Below are 21,740 nucleotides of genomic sequence, written 5' to 3'. Positions count from 1 at the left end.
ATTCGTGACTATTACTCAAGGTGTTTGATACCTTATTTATTTATATCAAACATTATGTACAATGTTTCTCTGAAAACAAATCCATAAACCCTAAAATACTTATTATTATGACACAACAAAAACCATCATGGATTCCAATGTTAGTGCTTTTGGCAGTTGCCATTGCCGCAGCATTTGTTCCAGCTCCTGGCCCAGCAGTTACAGAAGGTATTAGTGCAGGCGACACTGCATGGATGTTAGTATCTGCGGCTTTAGTATTATTGATGACCCCAGGTTTGGCTTACTTTTATGGTGGTATGGTTAACCACAAAAACGTAATCTCAACGATGTTACAGTCATTCATCGCTATGGGTGTTATTACTGTAATTTGGGTACTATTTGGTTTTAGCCTTGCATTTGGTTCTTCAATTGGAGGCTTTGTAGGTAACCCATTGGACTACGCTATGTTTAAAGGTGTATTTGATGGTAAGCCTTGGTCTTTAGCACCAACTATTCCATTCGCTTTATTTGCTTTCTTCCAAATGAAGTTTGCGGTAATCACACCAGCCTTGATTTCAGGAGCTTTGGCTGAGCGTATCAACTTCCGTGCATTTGTATTATTTATGGTATTGTTTTGTGTTGCGGTGTATGCTCCATTGGCACACTGGACATGGCACCCAGATGGTTGGTTGTTCAAATATGGTGTTCTTGACTTTGCAGGTGGTACTGTAGTACACATGAGTGCGGGTTGGGCTGCTTTGGCAGGTGCTATTTACTTGAAGCGTCGTAAAGCACACGTAGAAGCTAATATTTTACCTCCAGCAAACATTCCTTACGTATTGTTAGGTACTGGTTTACTTTGGTTTGGTTGGTTTGGTTTCAATGCAGGTTCGGCAGTAGGAGCAGGTCCATTGGCGGTATCAGCATTTGCTACAACTCAAGTAGCTGCAGCTTCGGCAGGTTTGTCATGGGTATTGTTTGATGTAACACGTGGTCGTAAAGTTTCAGCATTAGGCTTTAGTATTGGTGCTGTTGTAGGCTTGGTGGCTATTACTCCAGCTTCTGGTTTTGTTTCTATCACAGCGGCAATCTTTATTGGTACAGTTTCGGCTATTGTTTCTAACATTGCTGCACACTGGAGAGCCAACTCAAAATTGGATGATACACTAGACGTATTCCCTTGCCATGGTACAGGTGGTATGATGGGTATGTTGTTGACAGGTTTGTTTGCTTCAAAAGCTATCAATGGTGCAGTTGTAGATACAGAACAAGGTTTCTTTATCACTGGCGACCCAGCTTTATTAATCAAACACATTGTTGCATTGGTAGTTGTATCTGCATTTGCATTCTTAGGTTCTTATGCTTTGTTGTTTATCACAGACAAAATTGTTCCTTTGCGTGTAACAGAAGAAGAAGAAAGAGTTGGTTTGGATATTTCTCAACACGACGAATCTTTAGTAGAAGTTTAGAATTTTATTACATAAAAGCATGACCACAAGTAATGGTTCTTGTGGTTTTGTTTCAGAAAAAAAGCCCTCAGACTGTGTCAGAGGGCTTTTTACTGTTATATATATATGGGTTTATCACTAACCTATCTTTGAATAAATAATCTATATCTCTACAATCTCTCTTTAAAACTGCTTCAGATAACTTACTTTGGCAATTACATGATTTTCAGCCATATTTTTTAGTTGAATATCCTGAAAGTCTCGATGATTGAGTACCACATAGATGTATGATAAAGGTTGATATTCCCAAGAAAGTCGAATATTGTAATTTTGAGATTCATTTTCAGAATTACGCTGATAAAAACCTATCAATTGTACCCTCGGGTTAAGGGCAAACCTTCCTTCCAAAGCATATAGATCAACAGTCGAGGTGGTATTGTTTTCGCCAACTTCTACAAAATGATTACGATTGAAACGAGCCGTCAATGAAAAATGAGGCATTGGAGCAAATTGTAGCGTCCAGTCGCCCGAGTACAACTTTCCATTGAAATAACTTCCCCAGTTATAGATAGTCTGTAAGTTTAAAACCCTTGAGGGGTCGGTACTTGCATAAATCTGATGACGAAAATAATTATATTGTCCTGTCCGAATTGTGATACCCAGTGGCTCAAATGGTTCGGTGAGTTCCTGAAAAGTAGGAGTAGCACTATAGCCAAAATAAGCACCATTCTGAAAATTAAGCCAAATGGGGTAAATCGTCCAAGTTTTTTCAATAAGCTTTCCTGTAGATACTTGATGATAAAACTCGGGGAAAATACTTGGTTCCCAGGCTCGTAGCCATTTTTTGAAAGGTAAATATTTGCCACGATACCACCAAAATATACCGGGTGTTGTACCTACAACGTCGTTGCGAGACACAAAGCCCAATTCAGGGTCGTAGTCTTTCGTAACAATCGACTGAGTCCACCAGATTTTAAATTGATTATTGACAAAGAAATACTGTGCATAGGCCGAAATACCTTGCTTATTGGTATTGCTTGTACTACTATGAGAAACCATAGTACTGAGTGAATGCGACTCGCCCAAACGGAAGAACCCATCGATTGAACTTACCACATTGGCACTTTCTGGACGACTTTTTACTGTAACTAGCCCCCCAATTCTATTTTGTTTCCCGATATTTTCTGAAAACCTTCCTACAAAAAAATTAGTTGCTGGCGAATCTTCAATGCCTCTTTGTCGCATTAAAATTGCACCGAAGTTACGTTTAGAAGAACGATATACGAAGCGCCCTCCCAAATCTATTGGAATAGGATTACCTGTATCGTCGAGGCCAATTCTTCGGCTAAAAAATGGCTGTATCCGCATATTTCCACCAGATTCATCAGGATTTCGGCTTACACCAATGCCAAATAATGAAGCATTTTCTAGAAAAAACTGTCTTCTTTCTGGAAAAAATACAGAAAATCGAGTCACATTATTTACCTGACGGTCGGCATCGGCTTGGGCAAAGTCGGTATTGGCTGTAATGTCCAATACCGCATTCGGATTGATAGCCCACTTGAGTTCACCCCCCAATTTAAGGCTCGTTTCGTTAGGCTTGTTATTATCAAACCCTTTGTAGCGATCAAACGACGTTAGAATAAAAGGTTGGATTCTAACATTAGGCTTGGGTGGTGGTGGTTGTAGGTTTTTGAGGACTCCTGCATAATCCATTCGTAGCGAAGTAAAAGAACGAGGCACTGGAGCAAAAGCCGATGTTTCGTTTGATAAGCGCCTATTTCTAAAAACATTAAACCCCCAATTTTGTAGCGAGTCGGAGGTTTTAGGGTAACGCAAAGTTTGCCAAGGAATAGCTATTTCGGCAACCCAGCCCGAATCTATGCGGGTTGTTCGTACTTTCCATAGGCCATCCCAATCAACGTCATAATACAAATCATCAAACGAAAGTAAGTCGCGTTGAACACCATAAGGATTGGTAGCAAAAGCCATGGCATTGCGTTGGTCGTTGAAGCCATCAAACGACAGCGTAACCAAATCGTGTTGCATGGCGTTGAAATCCCGTTTGAAATCGGTAGCACGAATAGCTTTTCTGCCAAGAGAATCTTTTGCAAAAATGCCTAAGTACAAAAACTGCTTGTTGTATAAAACCCTTACATCGGTATGATGATTGGGGGTGTTACCCTGAAAAGGCTCGATTTGTACAAATTTAGGTGAAGGCTTGGTTTTCTGCCATTCTGAATCATTGAGTGAGCCATCAATTTTAAGGGTAGTATTAATTTCAATAGCTTCTATGACTCTTTTGATAGAGTCGGGCTTGAATACGTTGGCATCCTGAGCCTGTAAAGTAGTTGTACTAAAAAGCAATAGTAGTAAAATTTTTCTCATAGAAAATATTGGGTTATATAAATAGTATTTGAGTCGAAAAAAATGGCTGTGTCAAGGCTCTTTTAAGTTAGCAATAGAATAGATAGAAATATAATTATATAGATAATTACTTTAAAATAAAGTATATAACAACAAATAGAATCATATTAAATTATATCATTATCGTTGTTTGTAGGGATAATTCTTAGTTGGTTTGCTTATTTGTTGATTTTAATAAGAAATTCATCGGTTTTTCACGATATTTGCAGTCTATACAGAAATTAAATAGGCATAATAAAGGTACAAGAAGTTTCACATATTATAGCTTTCTAGGATTATTCTATGAATCCGTTTTACTAAGTATAGTTAAGATATTGTTATTTAGACCCATCTGTTTTTTTAAAATAGAATAGGTCATTTGAACTTTTTTAGAATGAATTTTACTGCGATTGATTTTGAAACTGCCAATAATTATAGGAGTAGTGCATGTGCATTGGGGGCTGTCAGGGTCGAGAATGGTGTAATTGTTGAAAAAAAAGAATGGTTAATTCGACCGACTCCATTTGAAGTTGGATATTATCAGTTTAGGGTACATGGCCTTTCAGCCGAATTATTAGAAGAACAACCCACCTTTGATGTTGTGTGGCACGAAATCAAACCGATGCTTGATAACACCACTCTAGTAGCCCACAATGGTAAATTTGATTTCAGTGTTTTACAAACTGTAATGAGCCATTACGAAATTCCCAAAATCCCTTTTTCTACCTTATGTTCTTTGGAGTTATCTCGTAAAGTTTGGGTGGGTGAGCCTGGGTATGGCCTCAATACATTGGCAACAAACAAGCTAAATCATCAGTTTAATCACCATAATGCTATGGAAGACGCAGAAGTGAGTGCTTTACTTTTGCTCAGATTAGCCGAAGATTTAGGGGCAAATACCATAGAAGAATTGGTAGAAAACTTTACATCGAATCGTTCAAATCAATCGAAAAGACATAAAAGAAGATAGTCGTAACGTATAATCCTATTCATATACAGGAAGTTAGCTGTAAACAGAATTAGAATAGACTATAAGTAACAACTAATTGAACATTTTTTAGATAATGTATTCGTATGTAGTATTATTCTAAGAAACATTCCTTATCTTTGCAGAACCACAAGTTTGGTTTCTTGTGGTTTTGTTTTGTTATAAGAAAAGGCTGCTCAACTCTGAACAGCCTTTTTTGTTTTTTAATGTGTTTCATATACTTCTGCTTCTTCTACTTCTACCAACATTTTTTCATTGATGGCTACTAAGGCCACTTTCTTGGTTTCGTTAATAAGCAGTGGGTCATATTTGGCTGTTACTCGTACATAATTTTCGGTAAAGCCCTGCATTTGTCCATCTTCTATATCTTCTTCAAACAATACTTCAAATGTTTTGCCTAATTGTTCTTCATAGAAAAAACGACGTTTTTTGTCTGAAAGAATATGTAGCATTTTTGAGCGTTCGGCTCTTTTACTTTGTGGTACTACAGGCTTGATCGTTGTAGCGTGGGTATTTTCTCTTTCCGAATAGGTAAATACATGTAAATAGCTGACAGGTAGCTCGTTAATGAAGTTATAAGTTTCCAGAAACTCTTCGTCTGTTTCGCCTGGATGGCCTACAATTACATCAACACCAATACAACAATCTGGCATCAATGATTTGATTTTGTTGACACGGTCAATATATAATTCTTTTTTGTAGCGTCTTTTCATCAAAGCCAAAACTTTGCTTGAGCCTGATTGTAAAGGAATATGAAAATGTGGTACAAATCTTTTTGATTGAGCTACAAATGCTATAATTTCATCGGTTAACAAGTTGGGTTCTATCGACGAGATTCTGAAACGACTAATACCTTCTACTTCGTCCAAGGCCTGCACCAAATCTAAGAATGTCTCTTCTCGTTTGCCATTTCTTAGGCCAAAGTCACCAATATTTACACCTGTCAATACAATTTCTTTAACCCCACTTTGTGCTATTTCTTCGGCTGCTTTTACCACATTGGCAACGGTGTCGGAGCGACTGCCTCCTCGTGCCAGTGGAATAGTACAGTATGAACATGGGTAGTCACAGCCATCTTGTACTTTCAGAAAAGTACGAGTGCGGTCGTTTAGTGAATAGGAGGTATGGTACTCAATCGCTTCCTCAATATTTTGGTTATATACTTTTGCTTTTTGTCGTGTTGGTTCTTTAACAAAGCCGTCGAGGAGGTCTATAAGCTGAAACTTTTCGGCTGCACCCAAAACTGCATCAACCCCTTCTATATCAGCAATTTCCTGAGGTTTTAGCTGAGCATAACAACCAATAATAGTAACATAACCGTCAGGGTTAATTTTGTTGGCTTCCTTTACAATTTTCTTACATTTCTTATCGGCATTTTCGGTTACCGAACACGTATTGATAATAAATATGTCGGGCTTTTGGTTAAATTCTACCTTTTGATAACCCTTGTTTTCAAACATTCGCGAGATAGTGGAGGTCTCGGAATAGTTTAATTTACAGCCTAATGTATAAAAGGCTACTTTCTTTTTATCGGTATGATTTTCAATATTTTGCATAAATCTGATAGGAATCTATAAGGCAAAGTTACAGCTATTTATCCAAAAAATCTTGGAATGATTGTTGGAGATACGCTTTTCCTGTAACTAAATCTTGTGAATTAACTTTTCCTGTTGATTGAATAAGTTGTTTGCCTTCGTTGTCGAAGGTATAATTGTTGTTTTGTTGGACAAACCCAAAGCCATTGTTAAAGGCAAAATACGCAAATGGTTTGTAGGGGGTACTCAGTATATTTTTCGACCAGCGATAAGCCGTGTGATTAAGCTTGAGTTGTGCCAAAAGCGTGGCAATCAGGTCATTCTGAGAGCATACTGTGTTGATAACCTTACCTTTGCTTTTGAGTAATCCACCTGTCCAAACCATCGGAATATGGAAGTTTTCAGCTTTGTCGGTACTCTCGGGCAATCTATGACCGTGGTCGGCCACTATGATGACTAACGTATTTTTCCACCAAGATTGTTCCTTGGCTTTTTTAATAAATTCGCCTAAACTTTTGTCGGTATAATGATGAGCATTGAGAAATAAACTTTTTTCGCCTTCGCCTTCAAAAGCCGTTTTCATGGGTACTTCAAAGGGTTCGTGACTACTCAAGGTAAAATAATTGATGAAAAATGGCTGTGTCTGATGTTGTAAGTCCTTGAGAATTCTCTTGAAAACAACATGGTCATGTGCTCCCCATTTTGAATTCATATCTTTAGCGTCAAAGCTTTCTTTGGTAATAAGTTGGTCAAATTGTCCTTCAAGCATATAAGATTTGATGTTGGCAAACTCGGGTTCACCGCCATAATACCAAGCCGTATAATAGCCTTGTTTCTTAAAATCTTGGCTTAGAATAGGTAATTTGGCAGTTTTCTTGGGCATTGTCATAATACTGGCAGTAGTTTGTGCGGGGTATCCACTCAAAATGGCCACCAACCCTTTGTCTGAACGGTCGCCACTGGCATAACATCGAGTAAATAAAAGCCCTTCATCGGCAATATGTTCTAATTCGGGTAAAATATTGGGTAGGCCACCTGTTTTGGAGAAAACTTTTGCTGTTAAACTTTCCCAAGTAATAATTAAAACATTCGGTTTGGCCACATTTGTATCAATTACCAATTCGGTATGTGCATTTGGATTCGAGAATAAAGAATCTACGAGATTCTCAGCCCTTTCATTTTCGATATAATTATAAGGATTTTGCTTAATAGCAGTTTTATTGACCCAAGAGTCGGCAAAATTCCAAAGGGGATTAATTGCTGCGTGGTTGGCAAATACCTGATTAGAAAAATATACAGCACTTTGATTGATCGGGGCAAGCTGTAGCCCTCCACGAATTGGGATAATGAGTACGGCAGTAAAAAATAAGCCAATTGGCAAAAAATAAAAAGGGGTATTTACTTTTTGTGTGTGCAACGAAAGGTATTTGAGGTATATGAAAATCCCTAAGCCCGATAATATTGCTAAGATTCCGACCAACAAAAAAACGGGCGAAGCTCCAGCCGAAGCCATCATTTCTTGGGGATTAGACAAGTACATCAGTGGCGTAGCGTCAATCCTAAAGCCCCATGTACGGTAAAGTTCCATATCGATGACTACTAGCAGGCTGCATAGTACTAGCACAATAATAGTATAGGATTGAATAAAGACATATAGCTTGTTTTGTATTTTGGGAAAAACAGAAAAACTATATACTAAAAAAGGCAAAAGTGAAACATAGCCTGCAAAAGACCAGTCTAGTTTTGAGCCAACGACAAAAGTTTGTAAAATCGTTGCCAAAGACAATTCCAGCGTTTTGGTGGTATGATAGGTAAGAAAAAGGATTTTGGAAAAGACAAAAAATGCCCACCAAAAGCAATAGTATTTGAGGAGGAAGCTTAATTTTGATAACACGGTTTCTCTATTTTTCTGCAAAGGTACTTATTTAATAACGAAAAAAAGTATAGAGGCTGTAAATAACAAAAGCCTGTTCTGGAAGGAACAGGCTTTTGAATATTGCGAACTGTTAAGACTAGATTTTAGCAGTTTTAACAGTTTTGATAATACGAGCAGCAACTTTGTATGGGTCAGCAGCTGAGTTTGGACGACGGTCTTCCAACCAACCTTTCCAGCCTTTTTCAACAGCTGCGATTGGGATACGGATAGAAGCACCACGGTCAGAAACACCATAAGAGAATTGGTCGATAGACTGAGTTTCGTGTTTACCAGTCAATCTCAAGTGGTTATCAGCACCATATACAGCAATGTGTTCAGCAACGTAGGGGCGGAAAGCTTCGCAAATGATGTCGTAAGTTTCTTTCTTACCAGCTGTACGAAGAGCTGTGTTAGAGAAGTTAGCGTGCATACCAGAACCGTTCCAGTCAGTAGCTCCGAGTGGTTTACAGTGCCAGTTGATAGCAACGTTATATTTTTCACCAAGTCTTTCCAACAAATAGCGAGCAATCCAGATTTGGTCACCAGCTTCTTTTGCACCTTTAGAGAAAATTTGGAATTCCCACTGACCAGCAGCAACTTCAGCATTGATACCTTCAACGTTCAAGCCAGCATCAAGACAGATGTCTAGGTGTTCTTCAACGATATCTCTGCCATAAGCATTTTTAGCACCAACTGAGCAATAGTAAGGGCCTTGAGGAGCAGGGTAACCGTTAGCTGGGAAGCCAAGAGGTTTGTCTGTTTCAAGATTCCAAAGGAAATATTCTTGTTCAAAACCGAACCAGAAATCGTTATCATCATCTTCGATAGTAGCACGACCGTTAGACTCATGTGGAGTACCATCAGCATTCAACACTTCGCACATTACCAAATAAGCATCTCTTCGAGCAGGGTCAACACAAATGAAAACTGGTTTCAATAAACAGTCAGATGAACCACCTGGAGCTTGTTCTGTTGAAGAACCATCGAAAGACCACATGTCGCAATCTTCTAATTTACCACTAAAATTGTTTTCGATTTTAGTTTTGCTACGGAGGCTCTGTGTTGGTTTGTAGCCATCCAGCCAAATATACTCAAGTTTAGCTTTTGCCATGATAAGTTAACTGGTTTTTATTGATTGGTTAATTATTTCTTAAATCTTGGTACAAATATAAAGCACTTTATTGAAAAAATACAAAAAAAATTTAAAAAAAGATTCAAAATAAAACTTGTAATTAATGGATTCAACAAAATAGGTAAATACCACTACATGTATAAATGCTTATCTTTTAGTAAATAAGAATTATATTTTGTGTTATTCAAAAGTACAAGATAATATTTTGCTGTAAAAGAAAATTGCAAAATATTTTATGCGTTTATTGGAATATTACAATTTTTTCTTCAAAGAATTTATTTTGAATAAAGTTGATAGTTTGTACTTAAAGCTCTTTTGATATAAATTCAATAAAAAAACAAATTGAATGCCTATTATTATAGCTATTTTAATGTAATAGTGCAATAAAAAATAAAACTTGATTTGTATTCATGCCTCTTTTTTGAATAAATACATTTTTCTAATTGTTCATTATTCTAATATTCCTTATAATTCATATATGTTTTTAACAATCTATTGTATATTTTTGAGGTGCAAACAATTTTGTCAACCAAATGTAACTTTATAATTTATGGCGATAGCAAGATTTAAGGCACTCGAACTGGCACAGACTCGTCAGAATGTCCCAGTGAAAGTACCTACTGAAAAGGTAACAGATTTTTATGGAAGCAATACTTTCAACGACGAAGTGATGCGTTCGTTGTTGAGCCCTGAAGCTTACCTAAAAATAACCAATGCCATCCAAGACGGCAAAAAAATTGACCGTGAAGCCGCTGATGAAGTAGCTGCTGCCATGAAATCTTGGGCTTTGTCGAAAGGAGCAACTCACTATACGCACTGGTTTCAACCCTTAACAGGTACAACAGCCGAAAAACACGATGCCTTCTTTGATATTACGCATACAGGAAAGGCTATTGAAAAATTTAAAGGAAGTGCTTTGGTTCAGCAAGAACCCGATGCCTCGTCTTTTCCAAATGGTGGGATTCGTTCTACTTTTGAAGCTCGTGGATATACTGCTTGGGATCCGTCGTCGCCAGCATTTATTATGGAAAATGTAGCTGGTACTGCTACGCTTTGTATTCCTTCTGTATTTGTATCGTATACTGGTGAGGCACTCGACTACAAAACACCTTTGTTGAAATCAATTGAGTTGATTGACAAGGCTGCTACCAAAGTAATGAACGAGTACTTCAACCGTGATGTGTCTAAAGTAACAGTAACACTCGGTGCCGAACAAGAGTATTTCTTGGTCGACGAAGCTCTATACAATGCTCGTCCCGATTTGATGATGGCTGGTCGTACCGTTTTCGGGCATTCACCTGCCAAAGGACAACAATTAGAAGACCACTATTTTGGCTCGATTCCTTCTCGAATCAATGCCTTTATGGTCGACTTTGAATTGGAGGCCCTAAAGCTTGGTATGCCTGTACGTACTCGTCACAACGAAGTAGCTCCTGCTCAGTTTGAAGTAGCTCCAACTTTTGAAGAAGTGAACTTGGCTTGTGACCACAATGCTTTGTTGATGGACTTGATGAATAAGGTGGCTGTAAAACACAAATTGAGAGTGTTGTTTCACGAAAAGCCATTTGCGGGTATCAATGGTTCTGGAAAGCACAACAACTGGTCGTTAGGTACAGACACTGGTATCAACTTGTTGAGCCCGTCTACCAAGCCTAAAGAAAATCTTCGTTTTTTGACTTTCTTTGTCAATACAATTAAGGCTGTACATGACCATGCCGACCTACTTAGAGCCTCGATCGCTACGTCGGGCAACGAACACCGTTTGGGGGCAAATGAAGCTCCTCCTGCCATTGTATCTATTTTTATTGGTACAGAAATGACAAGAGTACTCAACGACCTCGAAAACCTGTCGGAACTCAACGATATTAAATTAGAAAAGGGCGATAACGTATATTTGCGTTTGGGTATTAATAAAATTCCTGCCTTATTATTGGACAATACCGACCGCAATAGAACTTCTCCGTTTGCCTTTACTGGCAATAAGTTTGAGTTCCGTGCTGTAGGTTCGTCGGCCAACTCGGCTGCCCCAATGACTATCCTAAATACTATTATGGCTAATCAACTTTTCAAGTTTAGAGAAGAAGTAGATGCTATCTTAGAAAAAGGAGTTAAAAAAGAATTGGCTATCGTTGAGGTACTAAAATCGTATGTAAAAAGTACGAAACGTATTTTGTTTGAAGGCAATGGCTATTCTGAAGATTGGGTTGAAGAGGCTGCGTCACGTGGGTTGTCAAACCTAAAAACTGCCCCTGAAGCCTTAGCCAAATACCTAGACCCTGCGGCTATTGAGCTTTTCTCGAAATATGGTATCTATACCGAAACCGAAATGCACGCTCGTTTTGAAATCGAATTAGAAAACTATATCAAAAAAGTACAGATAGAATCACGTGTTGTAGGCGACTTGGCTATTAATCACGTAGTTTCTACGTCATTAAAATACCAAACACAGTTGGTAGATAATGTTCGGGGACAAAAAGAAATTGGTATCGACCCTCAATATTTTGCTCCTACTATCGAAATGATTAAAAAAATCTCTCAATATACTTCTAAGATTACAACCCTTTGCGACGATATGACCGAAGCTCGTAAGGAAGCCAATAATGTAGAAGATACTTTTGAAAGAGCCAAATTATATAGTACCAATATTAAAAGCTTTTTTGAAGAAATTAGATATTGCGTAGATAAGCTAGAACTAATCGTTGATGATGACGAATGGCCATTGCCAAAATACCGTGAGTTGTTATTGATTCGATAATTTTAGTGCCCTCCACTTTTAAGCGGAGGGCATTTTTCTTATATTTGGCAAAACATTGATTCAAATAATAATATTAAAATTATGGCTCAAAAGAAAAACCTAGGCTTTGACCCCGCTGAAATTGAACAGCTCAAAAAAGAATGTATCGAGGCTGGACAAAAATTTGTCTATTTCGAAGATGAACTAAATGACGAACCAGATAATGTAGAAGAGTTTGTGCATGTTCAATTCGTAGGCGAATACAAAAATCAAGAGGTGATTTATGATGCCGTACTTTATACTTTAAGATTGCACTATAATAGTGTGGTTTATGAAACCGCTGAAAGAAAAGCTATTAAGTCGTATCCTTTGTATGTGCCTATGGAAAACCGTGATGAAACATACACTCCTAACGAGGCTATGGACGAAGAAGTAGAGTTATTTATTACCGAGCTTATAGAGGAAATTGAAGAAAATGAAGAAATTAAGTTAGCTGAACACATTGAGGTTGACGAAAATTTTGAATATGGTATTGGCTTGGATGTTTGCTTGAATGTAGAAGAAATTACCGAAAAAGTGGTTATTAAGTTTGTAGACGACTTCTTGTCGGGTAGTATTCGCTTAGACCCAACTTTGTATTCTTTCAAAACAGAACATGACGACTAATCAATAAAGGTCTTGGTACAGGGTCTTATCTACGAGGCTCTGTACTATTTTTGAAAGCTACTCCTAAGTATTACTACACTTCTCATAGGCTTCTTTTTATAACAATTAGTATCTAAATTTTGCTTTTCTCCCAATTATCCAAGATAGAAAATATCAAGTTTTTATGAATAAATGCTGTTTACCTGCGTAAGTAGCACAAAATACCTGATTATGAGGCTGTCATCAATTGGTAAAAAAACTTGATAACCTAAGGTTTTTAGTAAACAAAAGAATAAATTCTTGAAAATCAATCGTTTGTCTATATTTTGTAGGTTGGGCCAATAATTATTCAATATCAGAGGCAATTTGGGAGATATTATCAAAATCGAGGGAGAAATGCTATATTTGAACTTTCGTCTGTAGTATTTGGCTTATAGATAAAAGATCCTCTTTAGAAATAGAATAACCCTAAGCCAAAAACACAGATAATCAGCTGATTCGTGTGTAGATACAGTTACTTAGCAATAGCAAATGTTTGAATAGTACAAAAAAAGCCTTGACAAGCAAACCTTGTATGTAAGGCTTTTAATATATAAGAAAAATAATTTCATGAATTTATTTTATCAACCAGAAATACAATCTCAGCAACGATTGAATGAAGAAGAATCGAGGCATGCGGTAAAGGTGTTACGATTACAGGAAGGAGAGCTGATTCATGTAATAGATGGCAAAGGAGGGCTTTTTAAGTGTTCAATCTTGAAAGCACATGATAAAAAATGTGAGCTAAATATCCTCGAATATCAATCAAACTTTGGTGTAAGAAACTATTATTTTCATTTGGTAATAGCCCCCACCAAAAACCTTGATAGAATAGAATGGATGATAGAAAAGTGTGTTGAAATTGGAATTGATGAAATAACTTTTGTCCAAACACGTTATTCTGAAAGAAAAGAAGTTAAATTGCCAAGAATTGAGAAAATTGCAGTAGGAGCAATGAAACAATCGCTGAAAGCTTTCATGCCCAAAATCAATGAAATGATTACTTGGAAAGAGTTTCTCAAGAAAGATTTGCTTGCAACACATAACTTAATAGCACATTTGGAAGATGGCGAACGCCATTTGCTAAAAAATGTGCCACTTGCAGGTGAAAGTACTTGTGTGTTGATTGGGCCAGAGGGTGATTTCTCAAATGATGAAATCACACAGGCATTACAAAAGGGATTTAGAGCTGTTAGTCTGGGCGACAGCCGCCTCAGAACCGAAACAGCAGGATTGGTAGCTTGTCATACATTAAATTTAATTAACCAATGATGTATTTGAAGAAACACGTACAAGTTTGCTTAGTTTGTATTTTGGTAGTTTTGCTTGGTTTTAATCAAAACGTTTTTGGGCAAGCTTCTTACAAAATCGCCAAAATGAAGTATGGCGGTGGCGGTGATTGGTATTGTAACAAGACTTCATTGGGCAATCTTATCAAGTTTTGTAATAGTAATTTACGAATGAATATTTTCCCCGAAGAAGATATTGTTGAGGCTGGTAGCCCCGAATTGTTTACCTATCCATTTGTACACTTAACTGGACACGGAAACATCGTTTTTTCGGAAAGCGAGGCCAGAAATCTAAGAAAATATCTTATCAGTGGTGGCTTCTTGCATATCGACGATAACTATGGCTTAGATAAATTTATCAGAAGAGAAATGAAAAAAGTATTTCCCGAACTGAATTTTGTAGAATTGCCTTTTAATCATCCTGTTTATAGCCAACGATTTAAGTTTACAAATGGCTTACCAAAGGTACACGAGCACGATGGGAAAGCTCCACAAGGATTTGGCCTTATTTGGGAAGGACGCTTGGTTTGTTTCTATAGTTACGAATGCGATTTGGGCAATGGTTGGGAAGACCAATCGGTGTATAACGACCCCGAAAGTGTTCGACAGAAAGCTTTACAGATGGGTGCCAATTTGTTGTCATTTGCCCTCACCTCATTTTAGCAATATCCTTTTTGACACACTAATTCTGTTAAAGATGATATAAACAAAGATATAAATGTTTTAAAAAAGTGACATTTGTCAGAATAACGTATTGTTAAAACATTTTCGACTAACAAAGAGTATATTTGTTGTATAATTTTTAAACTACTTACACACATGCAATTGGTATTACCCGCATTTATTATTCACTGGTATTTGTCATTATTTAGCCAAACATTTTTCTTGCACCGCTATTCGGCTCATAAAATGTTCTTAATGAACAAGTTCTGGGAACGCTTTTTTTACTTTTTAACTTATGTATCACAAGGTTCATCATATTTAAGCCCACGTGCTTATGCTATTTTGCACCGTATGCACCACGCATTTAGCGACACAGAAAAAGACCCTCACTCACCGCACTTCTCAAGCAATGTTTTCACAATGATGTGGAAAACAAAAGATATTTACAATGCTTTGTTAAATAGCAAAACTAAAATAGAAGAGCGTTTTGACCATAATTACCCATATTCAAACTTTATTGAAAAACTGGGCGACCACTGGGCTTCAAGAATTGGCTGGGGTGTAGCTTATTCAGTATTCTATATTGTGGCTTATGTATATTTTGATATGCACTGGGCATTTTTCTTTTTGTTGCCTGTACACTTCTTGATGGGGCCTATTCATGGTGCTATCGTAAACTGGTCGGGCCACAAGTATGGTTATCAAAACTATGACAACCAAGATAAATCAAAAAACTCTTTGGTTTTTGATTTCTTGATGTTGGGCGAGTTGTTCCAAAACAACCACCACAAATTGCCCAATAGCATGAACTTCGGTTCTAAGTGGTATGAGGTTGACCCAACTTATCCTGTAATCAAAGTTTTGACTTGGTTAAGAATTATTAAACCCAATGTAAAACCTGCTGATGCAAAGTTTTAAGTAGAAATAAAGCAATAAAAAAGGCTACCTCATAAGGGTAGCCTTTTTTATTGCAATTAAATGTAATGTTTTGGGGTATTGTTTGACTAATAGTTCATAACCATAATATCTGATATGATAAATATATTGTTACTAAGGTATATACAGTTCAAAAGACTTCTTGTGGAGGCAGGTTGGATAGCTATATTGATAGGGGCTATTATGGGTATTATACTAGTATTAAGGTTACTTCTGGCCATACAGCTTAATCCTTGGACAGCCATGTTGTCGGCTTTAGCACCATGGACAGTTCACTTGCAACGAAAAGATAAGCGGCTAATCCAAATGCTTTTTTCACAGAATTACCCATTATATTATTGGCTGGAATATAACCTTGTGCTTATGCCTTGGTATATAGCCCTAATCGCTTATCAAATTCCTGTGGTTTATATTGGTGTTGCTATTATGCTTACTGGACTTATCGGCTGGGTCAATCGTACGGTCGAACTACCTAAAATAAGGCAACACGTTGTTTTGAAAAGCATCTTGTTGGAGGGTAATTTTGAGTGGATAGCTGGTATGAGGCAACATCAATGGCCAATTATGTTGATTTATATAGGAGTTTTGATTATAGGTACCTGGTATCCTTCAGGCTATTTAGGGATTGGACTGATTACGATGTTTTTTCTAGGTTTTTTTAATAGATGCGAAAGTCTTCCAATTGTCTTGCTGGAAGCAACAACAGCCCAATCTTTTTTGTATCAAAAGATTCTATTTCAAACGAAGCAATACTTGGTATTTGTAGGGCCATTGATGGTATTGTATGGGATTCACTATCCCGAAAATTTATTATTTTTTATAGCACTACAGGTAGTGTATGTGCTTAATTATCTGGTGTTTATCCTTAATAAATATAAATCATACCAGCCTAATATAGGAGTGCCGTCCAATACTGTAATAGGAGGTTTTTTGTTTGTGGGTATATTTTTGCCTTACATGTTTCCTATTTCAATGGTATTATGTTTTGTATTTTACCAAAAATCTATCAGGAACCTCAAATTTTACTTCAATGCTTGAACTCAAAAATATCACTTTTTCCTATCAGGCAGAGCCCGTTTTAAAACATATTTCAATATCATTTCAAAGCGGTAATATCTATGGCTTAGTTGGCCTAAATGGTTCAGGGAAATCTACTTTGCTCAATTGTATTGCAGGCTTTTTGTTCCCAACAAGTGGCGAATTACTATGGCAAAACAAGCCCTTAGACAGAAGGCAAGTAGCTATCTTGGAAACCAATAATTTTTTTTATAGCTACTTAACAGGCCGAGAAATATTGTCAATTTTCGCCTCGAAAATACCTTCTTTTGACGAAAATCAATGGGCAAAAATCATGGATTTACCTTTGGATTCGCTTGTTGAAGAGTATTCGACAGGAATGAAAAAAAAGCTAGCTCTTTTATGTATTTTAAAGCTAGATAGAGAAATTATTATTTTGGATGAGCCTTACAATGGCTTAGATTTAGAATCTAGCTGGGTACTTACCAATATAATCAAGGTGTTGAAAGAAAAAGGAAAAGTGGTTATTATAACTTCCCATATTTTGGATACCCTTAGGGGTGTATGTGATGCCATATTATGGTTGAAAGATACCAAGATAGAGAAGGTTTATCAGCCAGAAGCATTTGCCGAAATAGATAGAGAACTAAAAGAAAGCCATATAAATCAGCCTGATTTGTCAAAGATATTATAAGAGAAAAACATGAGTCCTTCCGAATTTTTTAATCAAAAAAAGCGGTCGAAATTCGTTTTTCGGCCACCTTTTTTGATTAATAGTCAATAAATGCCTAACCATTGTGCTTTTTTTCCAATAGGGTGCTACTGAACACCCTATTGGGAAAAAAGCACAATGGTCTACCTCGTGAATCTCAATAAACACAAACAAGAGGTCTCTTTTGTAAATTATCCCAAAATTCGGGATGACTCATGTTTTTGATATTAATCTACTGAATGACTAATTTTTAGACACAAAATATTACGTCTCTATTGCTGCAAGGTAGACATAAAGAATAATCACTAAATCACTCAATCTCAATTCACTAAATTCGGGATGACTCATGTCTCTATGAATTAGATTAAGCTTCTTTTTAAATCAAATGCCTCTAGGTAATCAGAAACCCGTTTTACAAATTGTCCACCCAACGAACCATCAACAATACGGTGGTCGTAAGAGTGAGAAATAAACATTTTTTGACGGATGCCAATCAAGTCGCCTTCGGGGGTTTCAATGACAGCTGGCTTTTTCTGAATTGCTCCAAAAGCCATAATTGCTACTTGTGGTTGTAATATAATAGGCGTACCCATCACATTGCCAAAAGTACCAATATTAGAAATAGTATAAGTTCCGCCTTCCAAATCTTCAGGTTTGAGCTTATTTTCTCTTGCTCTTTTAGTAATATCATTTACCTTTTTGGTAAGCCCAATGAGGTTATAGCTATCGGCATTATGAATAACAGGCACAATCAAGTTGCCATTAGGCAATGCCACTGCCATACCAATATTGATATTCTTTTTATAAATAATACGGTCGCCATCAACGGAAGCATTGATTTTTGGAAAATCTTTGATAGCTTTTACCACAGCTTCAATCAAGATAGGCGTATAAGTAATATTTTCGCCATATTCTTTTTTGAAGCTATTTTTAATTCCTTCACGCCATAATACGACAGGTGTCATATCTGTTTCTACAAACGACGAAACATGTGGTGCAATACGTTTTGAATCAACCATTCTTTCGGCTATCATCTTACGCATTCTATCCATTTGTACGATTTCGTCTTGCCCCGAAATACTTATAGGCACAGCCTTAGGTGTTTCGTAAGTAGGTGTTGCAGGTAGAGCGACAGGAGCAGCGATAGGCTTTTTGCGTTGGTTTATATAAGCTAAAATATCATTTTTGGTAACACGGCCATCCAAGCCACTTCCTTTTAGGGCATTGAGTTCTTGCATAGAAATACCCTCTTCTTTGCTAATACTCAGCACCAAAGGCGAGTAAAAACGGCTAGGGGAGCTATCGGCACTGGCTTGTGTGGGGTCGAGGGCAATACCCGTAAGAGCTTGTATTTCCTCAATTTCGGCCTCAATGGCAGTAGAGGCTGCTTCTTCGGTAGGAAGAGGCTCGTCGGCATTTCCTTCGGTTTCAATAATACAAATAGGACTACCAATTACAGCAATATCACCTTCTTGCACCAAAATTTCTTTAATCACGCCACTATGCGACGAAGGTACTTCGGTGTCAATTTTGTCTGTAGCTACCTCCAGTAGGTAGTCGTCGGCTTCAATGCGTTCTCCTACTTTTTTGAGCCAAGAAAGCACCGTTGCCTCCATGATACTTTCGCCCATTTTGGGCATGATAATTTCAATTTGAGCCATATTAATAATGTTTTTGTTTTGAGATGGTCAATGGATTTTGAGAAAATATGCCAGTGCTATTTCAAAACTTTTCGTAGTAAATTGAGTATGTTGATGGAAGTTGAATGAATATTTTGTTCTCTAAAACCACCCAATTGTAGTTTTTGAGTAATAGTTTGCTCGGCAGTAGCCAGGGCAATCCAAATAGTACCAACAGGCTTTTCGGGTGTTCCGCCATCGGGGCCAGCAATACCACTAGTAGCCAAGCCAATATCGGTATGTAAAAGTTGTCGTACATTTTGAGCCATTTGTATTACTGTTTCTTCCGAAACCGCTCCAAAATCACGTAACGTTTCTTCTTTTACCCCCAATTGGTTAATTTTTACAGAATTGTCATACGAAATAATACTACCATAATAATACGCCGACGAGCCAGCTATTTTGGTAAACTGATGAGCCAAATATCCACCAGTACAGCTTTCGGCTGTAGATACCGTTAGGTTTCGGGCTTTTAGCATTTTTCCTACGGCTTCTTCTAATTCAACCTCACCCAAGGCATACACAAACTCCTCGATAATGGGCATAACCTTTTGAATTTCTGTATCTATTTCTTGTTCTAACACGGCCATATCACTACCAAAGCCAGTTAGTCGCATTTTTACACTACCCATCGACGGCAAATAAGCCAATCGAATATGTGAAGGCAGAGCATCTTCCCAATCTTCGATTTTTTCAGCCAAGAGCGACTCGCCAATGCCTACTGTTCTGATGATTTTATGGAAGATAACAGGGGTCTTGAAAAATGTCTGCAATTTAGGCAAAATTAAATCAGACATCAAACCTTTCATTTCATAAGGTACGCCTGGCATCGAAATATAAACAGTTTCGTTTTGCTCGAACCACATACCTGGGGCAGTACCTAATTTATTATGAATATATTCAGCATTGAGCGGCAGTTCGGCTTGTCCGAGGTTCAAGCCTGTTACTTCTCTACCTCTTTTCTGAAAAAAAGCTTTGAGGTCTTCCAACGCTTGCGGATGAACCGCCATTTGTGTATTAAAAAACTTACAAAACGTTTTTTTAGTAATATCGTCTTTGGTGGGGCCAAGGCCACCTGTTACCAAAATTACATTGGCACGCTTAGTTGCTTCCTCAAAAATGCTTAAAATAGACTCTTCTGTGTCGCCAACAGACGATTTTCTAACGGTTCTTATGCCAATTTTATCTAATTCTGCACTTATCCATTGGGTGTTGGTATCGGTAATTTGTCCATAAAGAATTTCATCGCCAATGGTAATAATCTCTGCTTTAATCATTTTTATAAGGGGGCTATCTAAAAGCTTTTTGTGTGAAGACTCAAATATGTGAATAAAAATAGGCATTTCGGCTTTGCCCTGCCAACTATTCATTATTTTTGCCCAAAATTACACATTTTAAACACTTTTGTCGTTTAAAAATCGGCGACATTCTGTAAATATACCTAAGGAATATCGTGATGTTCAACTTTAACAATCACTAGAATGAGAAAAATTATTATTGCTGTATGCTTTTTAGGTTCTGTATCAAGTTGCCAGTCGCAAAACTGGGGAAATGTATTGAAACAAGCCAACGATGTATTGAGTAGTGCAAAAGGAGGCTTAACCACCGAAGAAATTAGCAAAGGCTTGAAAGAAGCCCTAACTGTAGGAATCAAAAATAGTTCATCTCAGGCTTCGGCATTAGATGGGTATTTGGGTAATCAAACAATAAAATTGCTTTTTCCGCCAGAAGCTCGCAAAGTTGAAGAAAAGTTACGTCAAATAGGACTAGGAAGCCAGTGTGATAAATTTATTACGGCCTTGAACCGTGGTGCCGAAAAAGCAGCAGGGCAAGCAGTACCTATTTTTGTGGATGCTATTACCAAAATGACAATTCAGGATGCCTTAGGAATATTGAAAGGCGATAAAGACGCTGCCACACAGTACCTCAAAAAAACTTCTACCGAAGCCCTTACCAATGCCTTTTCGCCTATTATGGACGAGGCCATCAATTCGACAGGGGCTACCAAATTATATGGCGATATTGCCACCACTTATAACAAAATTCCTTTCGTTGGGCAAAAAGTTAACCCAGATTTGAAAGGTTATGCAACTCAAAAGGCCATAGATGGGTTATTCTTATTAGTAGCTCAGGAAGAGCAAAAAATCAGAGAAAATCCAGCGGCTCGTGTCACCGATTTGCTCAAAAAAGTTTTTGGAAGTAATCAATAAAAATAAACGAGGAGGTCAAGGCAAGCTTGTGCTAACTTGACTAAAATAGTGCCATGAAAAAATCAGAAATCAATTTTCAAGTAACATTAGACGAACAAAGTATTCCAGAACAAATTCATTGGACTGCCACCGAAAACCCTAATGAGGGTGTAGAGGAAACCAAAGCTATTTTTATCGGTGTTTGGGACCACTACCACAAAGGTACTTTGGCACTTCCTTTGTGGACCAAAGATATGGATGTTTTAGAAATGAAACGTTTTTATATTGAGGTAATGGGTAGTGTTGCCGAATCGTTGGTAAAGGCAACTGGCGACCAAAAAATGGCTTTTCAGATTGATGATTTATGCCGTGTTTTGACCAAAAACCTTCAGGAAGAAATCAAAGCTGCACAACAGCCCCAAGCCTAAGCTTGA

General features: G+C 37.5%; 17 protein-coding genes. 11 read left to right on the top strand and 6 right to left on the bottom strand.

Going from position 1 to position 21,740, the window contains the following annotated elements:
* The first annotated feature begins 107 nt into the window (after positions 1–107).
* Positions 108–1,448, top strand: coding sequence for an ammonium transporter (locus FLEMA_RS0110610; protein ID WP_026995455.1), 1,341 nt, complete (start codon positions 108–110; stop codon positions 1,446–1,448).
* 162 nt (positions 1,449–1,610) lie between these two features.
* Here FLEMA_RS0110610 and FLEMA_RS0110605 read toward each other — a convergent pair whose 3' ends face one another.
* Entirely contained in the window at positions 1,611–3,815 is a 2,205-nt protein-coding gene (locus FLEMA_RS0110605) for a carbohydrate binding family 9 domain-containing protein (protein WP_026995454.1), read from the bottom strand.
* Between the two features lie 412 nt (positions 3,816–4,227).
* Between FLEMA_RS0110605 and FLEMA_RS68195 the strand changes: the two genes are divergently transcribed.
* Positions 4,228–4,803 (top strand): 3'-5' exonuclease, encoded by a 576-nt coding sequence (locus tag FLEMA_RS68195; RefSeq protein WP_044171233.1) that lies wholly within the window; start codon positions 4,228–4,230, stop codon positions 4,801–4,803.
* A 221-nt stretch (positions 4,804–5,024) separates the two neighbouring features.
* Here FLEMA_RS68195 and mtaB read toward each other — a convergent pair whose 3' ends face one another.
* The 3 genes from mtaB to FLEMA_RS0110580 form a co-directional block, all read right to left on the bottom strand.
* Positions 5,025–6,377 (bottom strand): tRNA (N(6)-L-threonylcarbamoyladenosine(37)-C(2))-methylthiotransferase MtaB, encoded by a 1,353-nt coding sequence (gene mtaB / locus FLEMA_RS0110590; RefSeq protein ID WP_026995453.1) that lies wholly within the window; start codon positions 6,375–6,377, stop codon positions 5,025–5,027.
* A 34-nt stretch (positions 6,378–6,411) separates the two neighbouring features.
* The gene (locus FLEMA_RS0110585) at positions 6,412–8,250 is read right to left on the bottom strand and encodes an LTA synthase family protein (RefSeq protein ID WP_144080079.1); all 1,839 of its coding nucleotides are present in this window, start codon (positions 8,248–8,250) and stop codon (positions 6,412–6,414) included.
* A 118-nt stretch (positions 8,251–8,368) separates the two neighbouring features.
* Positions 8,369–9,382 carry a glutamine synthetase beta-grasp domain-containing protein gene (locus tag FLEMA_RS0110580; RefSeq protein ID WP_026995451.1) on the bottom strand — a complete coding sequence of 338 codons (1,014 nt, stop codon included), beginning with the start codon at positions 9,380–9,382 and terminating at the stop codon, positions 8,369–8,371.
* A gap of 571 nt (positions 9,383–9,953) precedes the next feature.
* Between FLEMA_RS0110580 and FLEMA_RS0110575 the strand changes: the two genes are divergently transcribed.
* The 7 genes from FLEMA_RS0110575 to FLEMA_RS0110545 all read left to right on the top strand — a co-directional run bounded on the left by FLEMA_RS0110575 (position 9,954) and on the right by FLEMA_RS0110545 (position 17,420).
* Entirely contained in the window at positions 9,954–12,158 is a 2,205-nt protein-coding gene (locus tag FLEMA_RS0110575) for a glutamine synthetase III family protein (RefSeq protein WP_026995450.1), read from the top strand.
* A gap of 81 nt (positions 12,159–12,239) precedes the next feature.
* Positions 12,240–12,803, top strand: coding sequence for a hypothetical protein (locus tag FLEMA_RS0110570; RefSeq protein ID WP_026995449.1), 564 nt, complete (start codon positions 12,240–12,242; stop codon positions 12,801–12,803).
* A 588-nt stretch (positions 12,804–13,391) separates the two neighbouring features.
* Positions 13,392–14,093 carry a 16S rRNA (uracil(1498)-N(3))-methyltransferase gene (locus FLEMA_RS0110565; protein WP_026995448.1) on the top strand — a complete coding sequence of 234 codons (702 nt, stop codon included), beginning with the start codon at positions 13,392–13,394 and terminating at the stop codon, positions 14,091–14,093.
* The gene (locus FLEMA_RS0110560) at positions 14,093–14,773 is read left to right on the top strand and encodes a DUF4159 domain-containing protein (protein ID WP_044174596.1); all 681 of its coding nucleotides are present in this window, start codon (positions 14,093–14,095) and stop codon (positions 14,771–14,773) included. Before FLEMA_RS0110565 ends, FLEMA_RS0110560 begins: the two co-directional genes overlap by 1 nt.
* Positions 14,774–14,929: 156 nt before the next feature.
* Positions 14,930–15,691, top strand: a complete 762-nt coding sequence (locus FLEMA_RS68190; protein WP_044171230.1) for an acyl-CoA desaturase — start codon at positions 14,930–14,932, stop codon at positions 15,689–15,691.
* 114 nt (positions 15,692–15,805) lie between these two features.
* A complete protein-coding gene (locus tag FLEMA_RS0110550) occupies positions 15,806–16,747 on the top strand; it encodes a hypothetical protein (protein WP_044171228.1) in 942 nt (313 codons plus the stop codon).
* Positions 16,740–17,420, top strand: coding sequence for an ABC transporter ATP-binding protein (locus FLEMA_RS0110545; protein WP_026995445.1), 681 nt, complete (start codon positions 16,740–16,742; stop codon positions 17,418–17,420). The genes FLEMA_RS0110550 and FLEMA_RS0110545 overlap by 8 nt, the downstream gene beginning before the upstream one ends.
* Positions 17,421–17,797: 377 nt before the next feature.
* Here FLEMA_RS0110545 and FLEMA_RS0110540 read toward each other — a convergent pair whose 3' ends face one another.
* Positions 17,798–19,099 (bottom strand): dihydrolipoamide acetyltransferase family protein, encoded by a 1,302-nt coding sequence (locus FLEMA_RS0110540; RefSeq protein WP_026995444.1) that lies wholly within the window; start codon positions 19,097–19,099, stop codon positions 17,798–17,800.
* A 56-nt stretch (positions 19,100–19,155) separates the two neighbouring features.
* Positions 19,156–20,394, bottom strand: coding sequence for a competence/damage-inducible protein A (locus tag FLEMA_RS0110535; protein WP_026995443.1), 1,239 nt, complete (start codon positions 20,392–20,394; stop codon positions 19,156–19,158).
* Between the two features lie 204 nt (positions 20,395–20,598).
* On the opposite strand from FLEMA_RS0110535, the gene FLEMA_RS0110530 reads away from it, so the two are divergent.
* Together FLEMA_RS0110530 and gldC are read left to right on the top strand one after the other, a co-directional pair.
* Positions 20,599–21,327: a DUF4197 domain-containing protein gene (locus FLEMA_RS0110530; RefSeq protein WP_026995442.1), complete on the top strand. Its 729-nt coding sequence runs from the start codon at positions 20,599–20,601 to the stop codon at positions 21,325–21,327.
* Positions 21,328–21,380: 53 nt separating this feature from the next.
* Complete coding sequence (gene gldC, locus FLEMA_RS0110525) at positions 21,381–21,734, top strand: gliding motility protein GldC (protein ID WP_026995441.1); 354 nt, start codon at positions 21,381–21,383, stop codon at positions 21,732–21,734.
* The last annotated feature ends 6 nt before the right edge of the window (positions 21,735–21,740 follow it).

The organism is Flectobacillus major DSM 103 (genome assembly GCF_000427405.1).
Taxonomy (GTDB): domain Bacteria; phylum Bacteroidota; class Bacteroidia; order Cytophagales; family Spirosomataceae; genus Flectobacillus; species Flectobacillus major.
The sequence above is the reverse complement of the archived record's forward strand: the minus strand, read 5'-3'. Positions and strand labels throughout refer to the sequence as shown.

Bases quoted from the DNA above. Each gene is read 5' to 3' on its own strand.
- FLEMA_RS0110610 (WP_026995455.1), top strand. From the start codon at position 108: ATGACACAACAAAAACCATCATGGATTCCAATGTTAGTGCTTTTGGCA.
- FLEMA_RS0110605 (WP_026995454.1), bottom strand. From the start codon at position 3,815: ATGAGAAAAATTTTACTACTATTGCTTTTTAGTACAACTACTTTACAG.
- FLEMA_RS68195 (WP_044171233.1), top strand. From the start codon at position 4,228: ATGAATTTTACTGCGATTGATTTTGAAACTGCCAATAATTATAGGAGT.
- mtaB (WP_026995453.1), bottom strand. From the start codon at position 6,377: ATGCAAAATATTGAAAATCATACCGATAAAAAGAAAGTAGCCTTTTAT.
- FLEMA_RS0110580 (WP_026995451.1), bottom strand. From the start codon at position 9,382: ATGGCAAAAGCTAAACTTGAGTATATTTGGCTGGATGGCTACAAACCA.
- FLEMA_RS0110575 (WP_026995450.1), top strand. From the start codon at position 9,954: ATGGCGATAGCAAGATTTAAGGCACTCGAACTGGCACAGACTCGTCAG.
- FLEMA_RS0110570 (WP_026995449.1), top strand. From the start codon at position 12,240: ATGGCTCAAAAGAAAAACCTAGGCTTTGACCCCGCTGAAATTGAACAG.
- FLEMA_RS0110565 (WP_026995448.1), top strand. From the start codon at position 13,392: ATGAATTTATTTTATCAACCAGAAATACAATCTCAGCAACGATTGAAT.
- FLEMA_RS0110560 (WP_044174596.1), top strand. From the start codon at position 14,093: ATGTATTTGAAGAAACACGTACAAGTTTGCTTAGTTTGTATTTTGGTA.
- FLEMA_RS68190 (WP_044171230.1), top strand. From the start codon at position 14,930: ATGCAATTGGTATTACCCGCATTTATTATTCACTGGTATTTGTCATTA.
- FLEMA_RS0110550 (WP_044171228.1), top strand. From the start codon at position 15,806: ATGATAAATATATTGTTACTAAGGTATATACAGTTCAAAAGACTTCTT.
- FLEMA_RS0110545 (WP_026995445.1), top strand. From the start codon at position 16,740: ATGCTTGAACTCAAAAATATCACTTTTTCCTATCAGGCAGAGCCCGTT.
- FLEMA_RS0110540 (WP_026995444.1), bottom strand. From the start codon at position 19,099: ATGGCTCAAATTGAAATTATCATGCCCAAAATGGGCGAAAGTATCATG.
- FLEMA_RS0110535 (WP_026995443.1), bottom strand. From the start codon at position 20,394: ATGATTAAAGCAGAGATTATTACCATTGGCGATGAAATTCTTTATGGA.
- FLEMA_RS0110530 (WP_026995442.1), top strand. From the start codon at position 20,599: ATGAGAAAAATTATTATTGCTGTATGCTTTTTAGGTTCTGTATCAAGT.
- gldC (WP_026995441.1), top strand. From the start codon at position 21,381: ATGAAAAAATCAGAAATCAATTTTCAAGTAACATTAGACGAACAAAGT.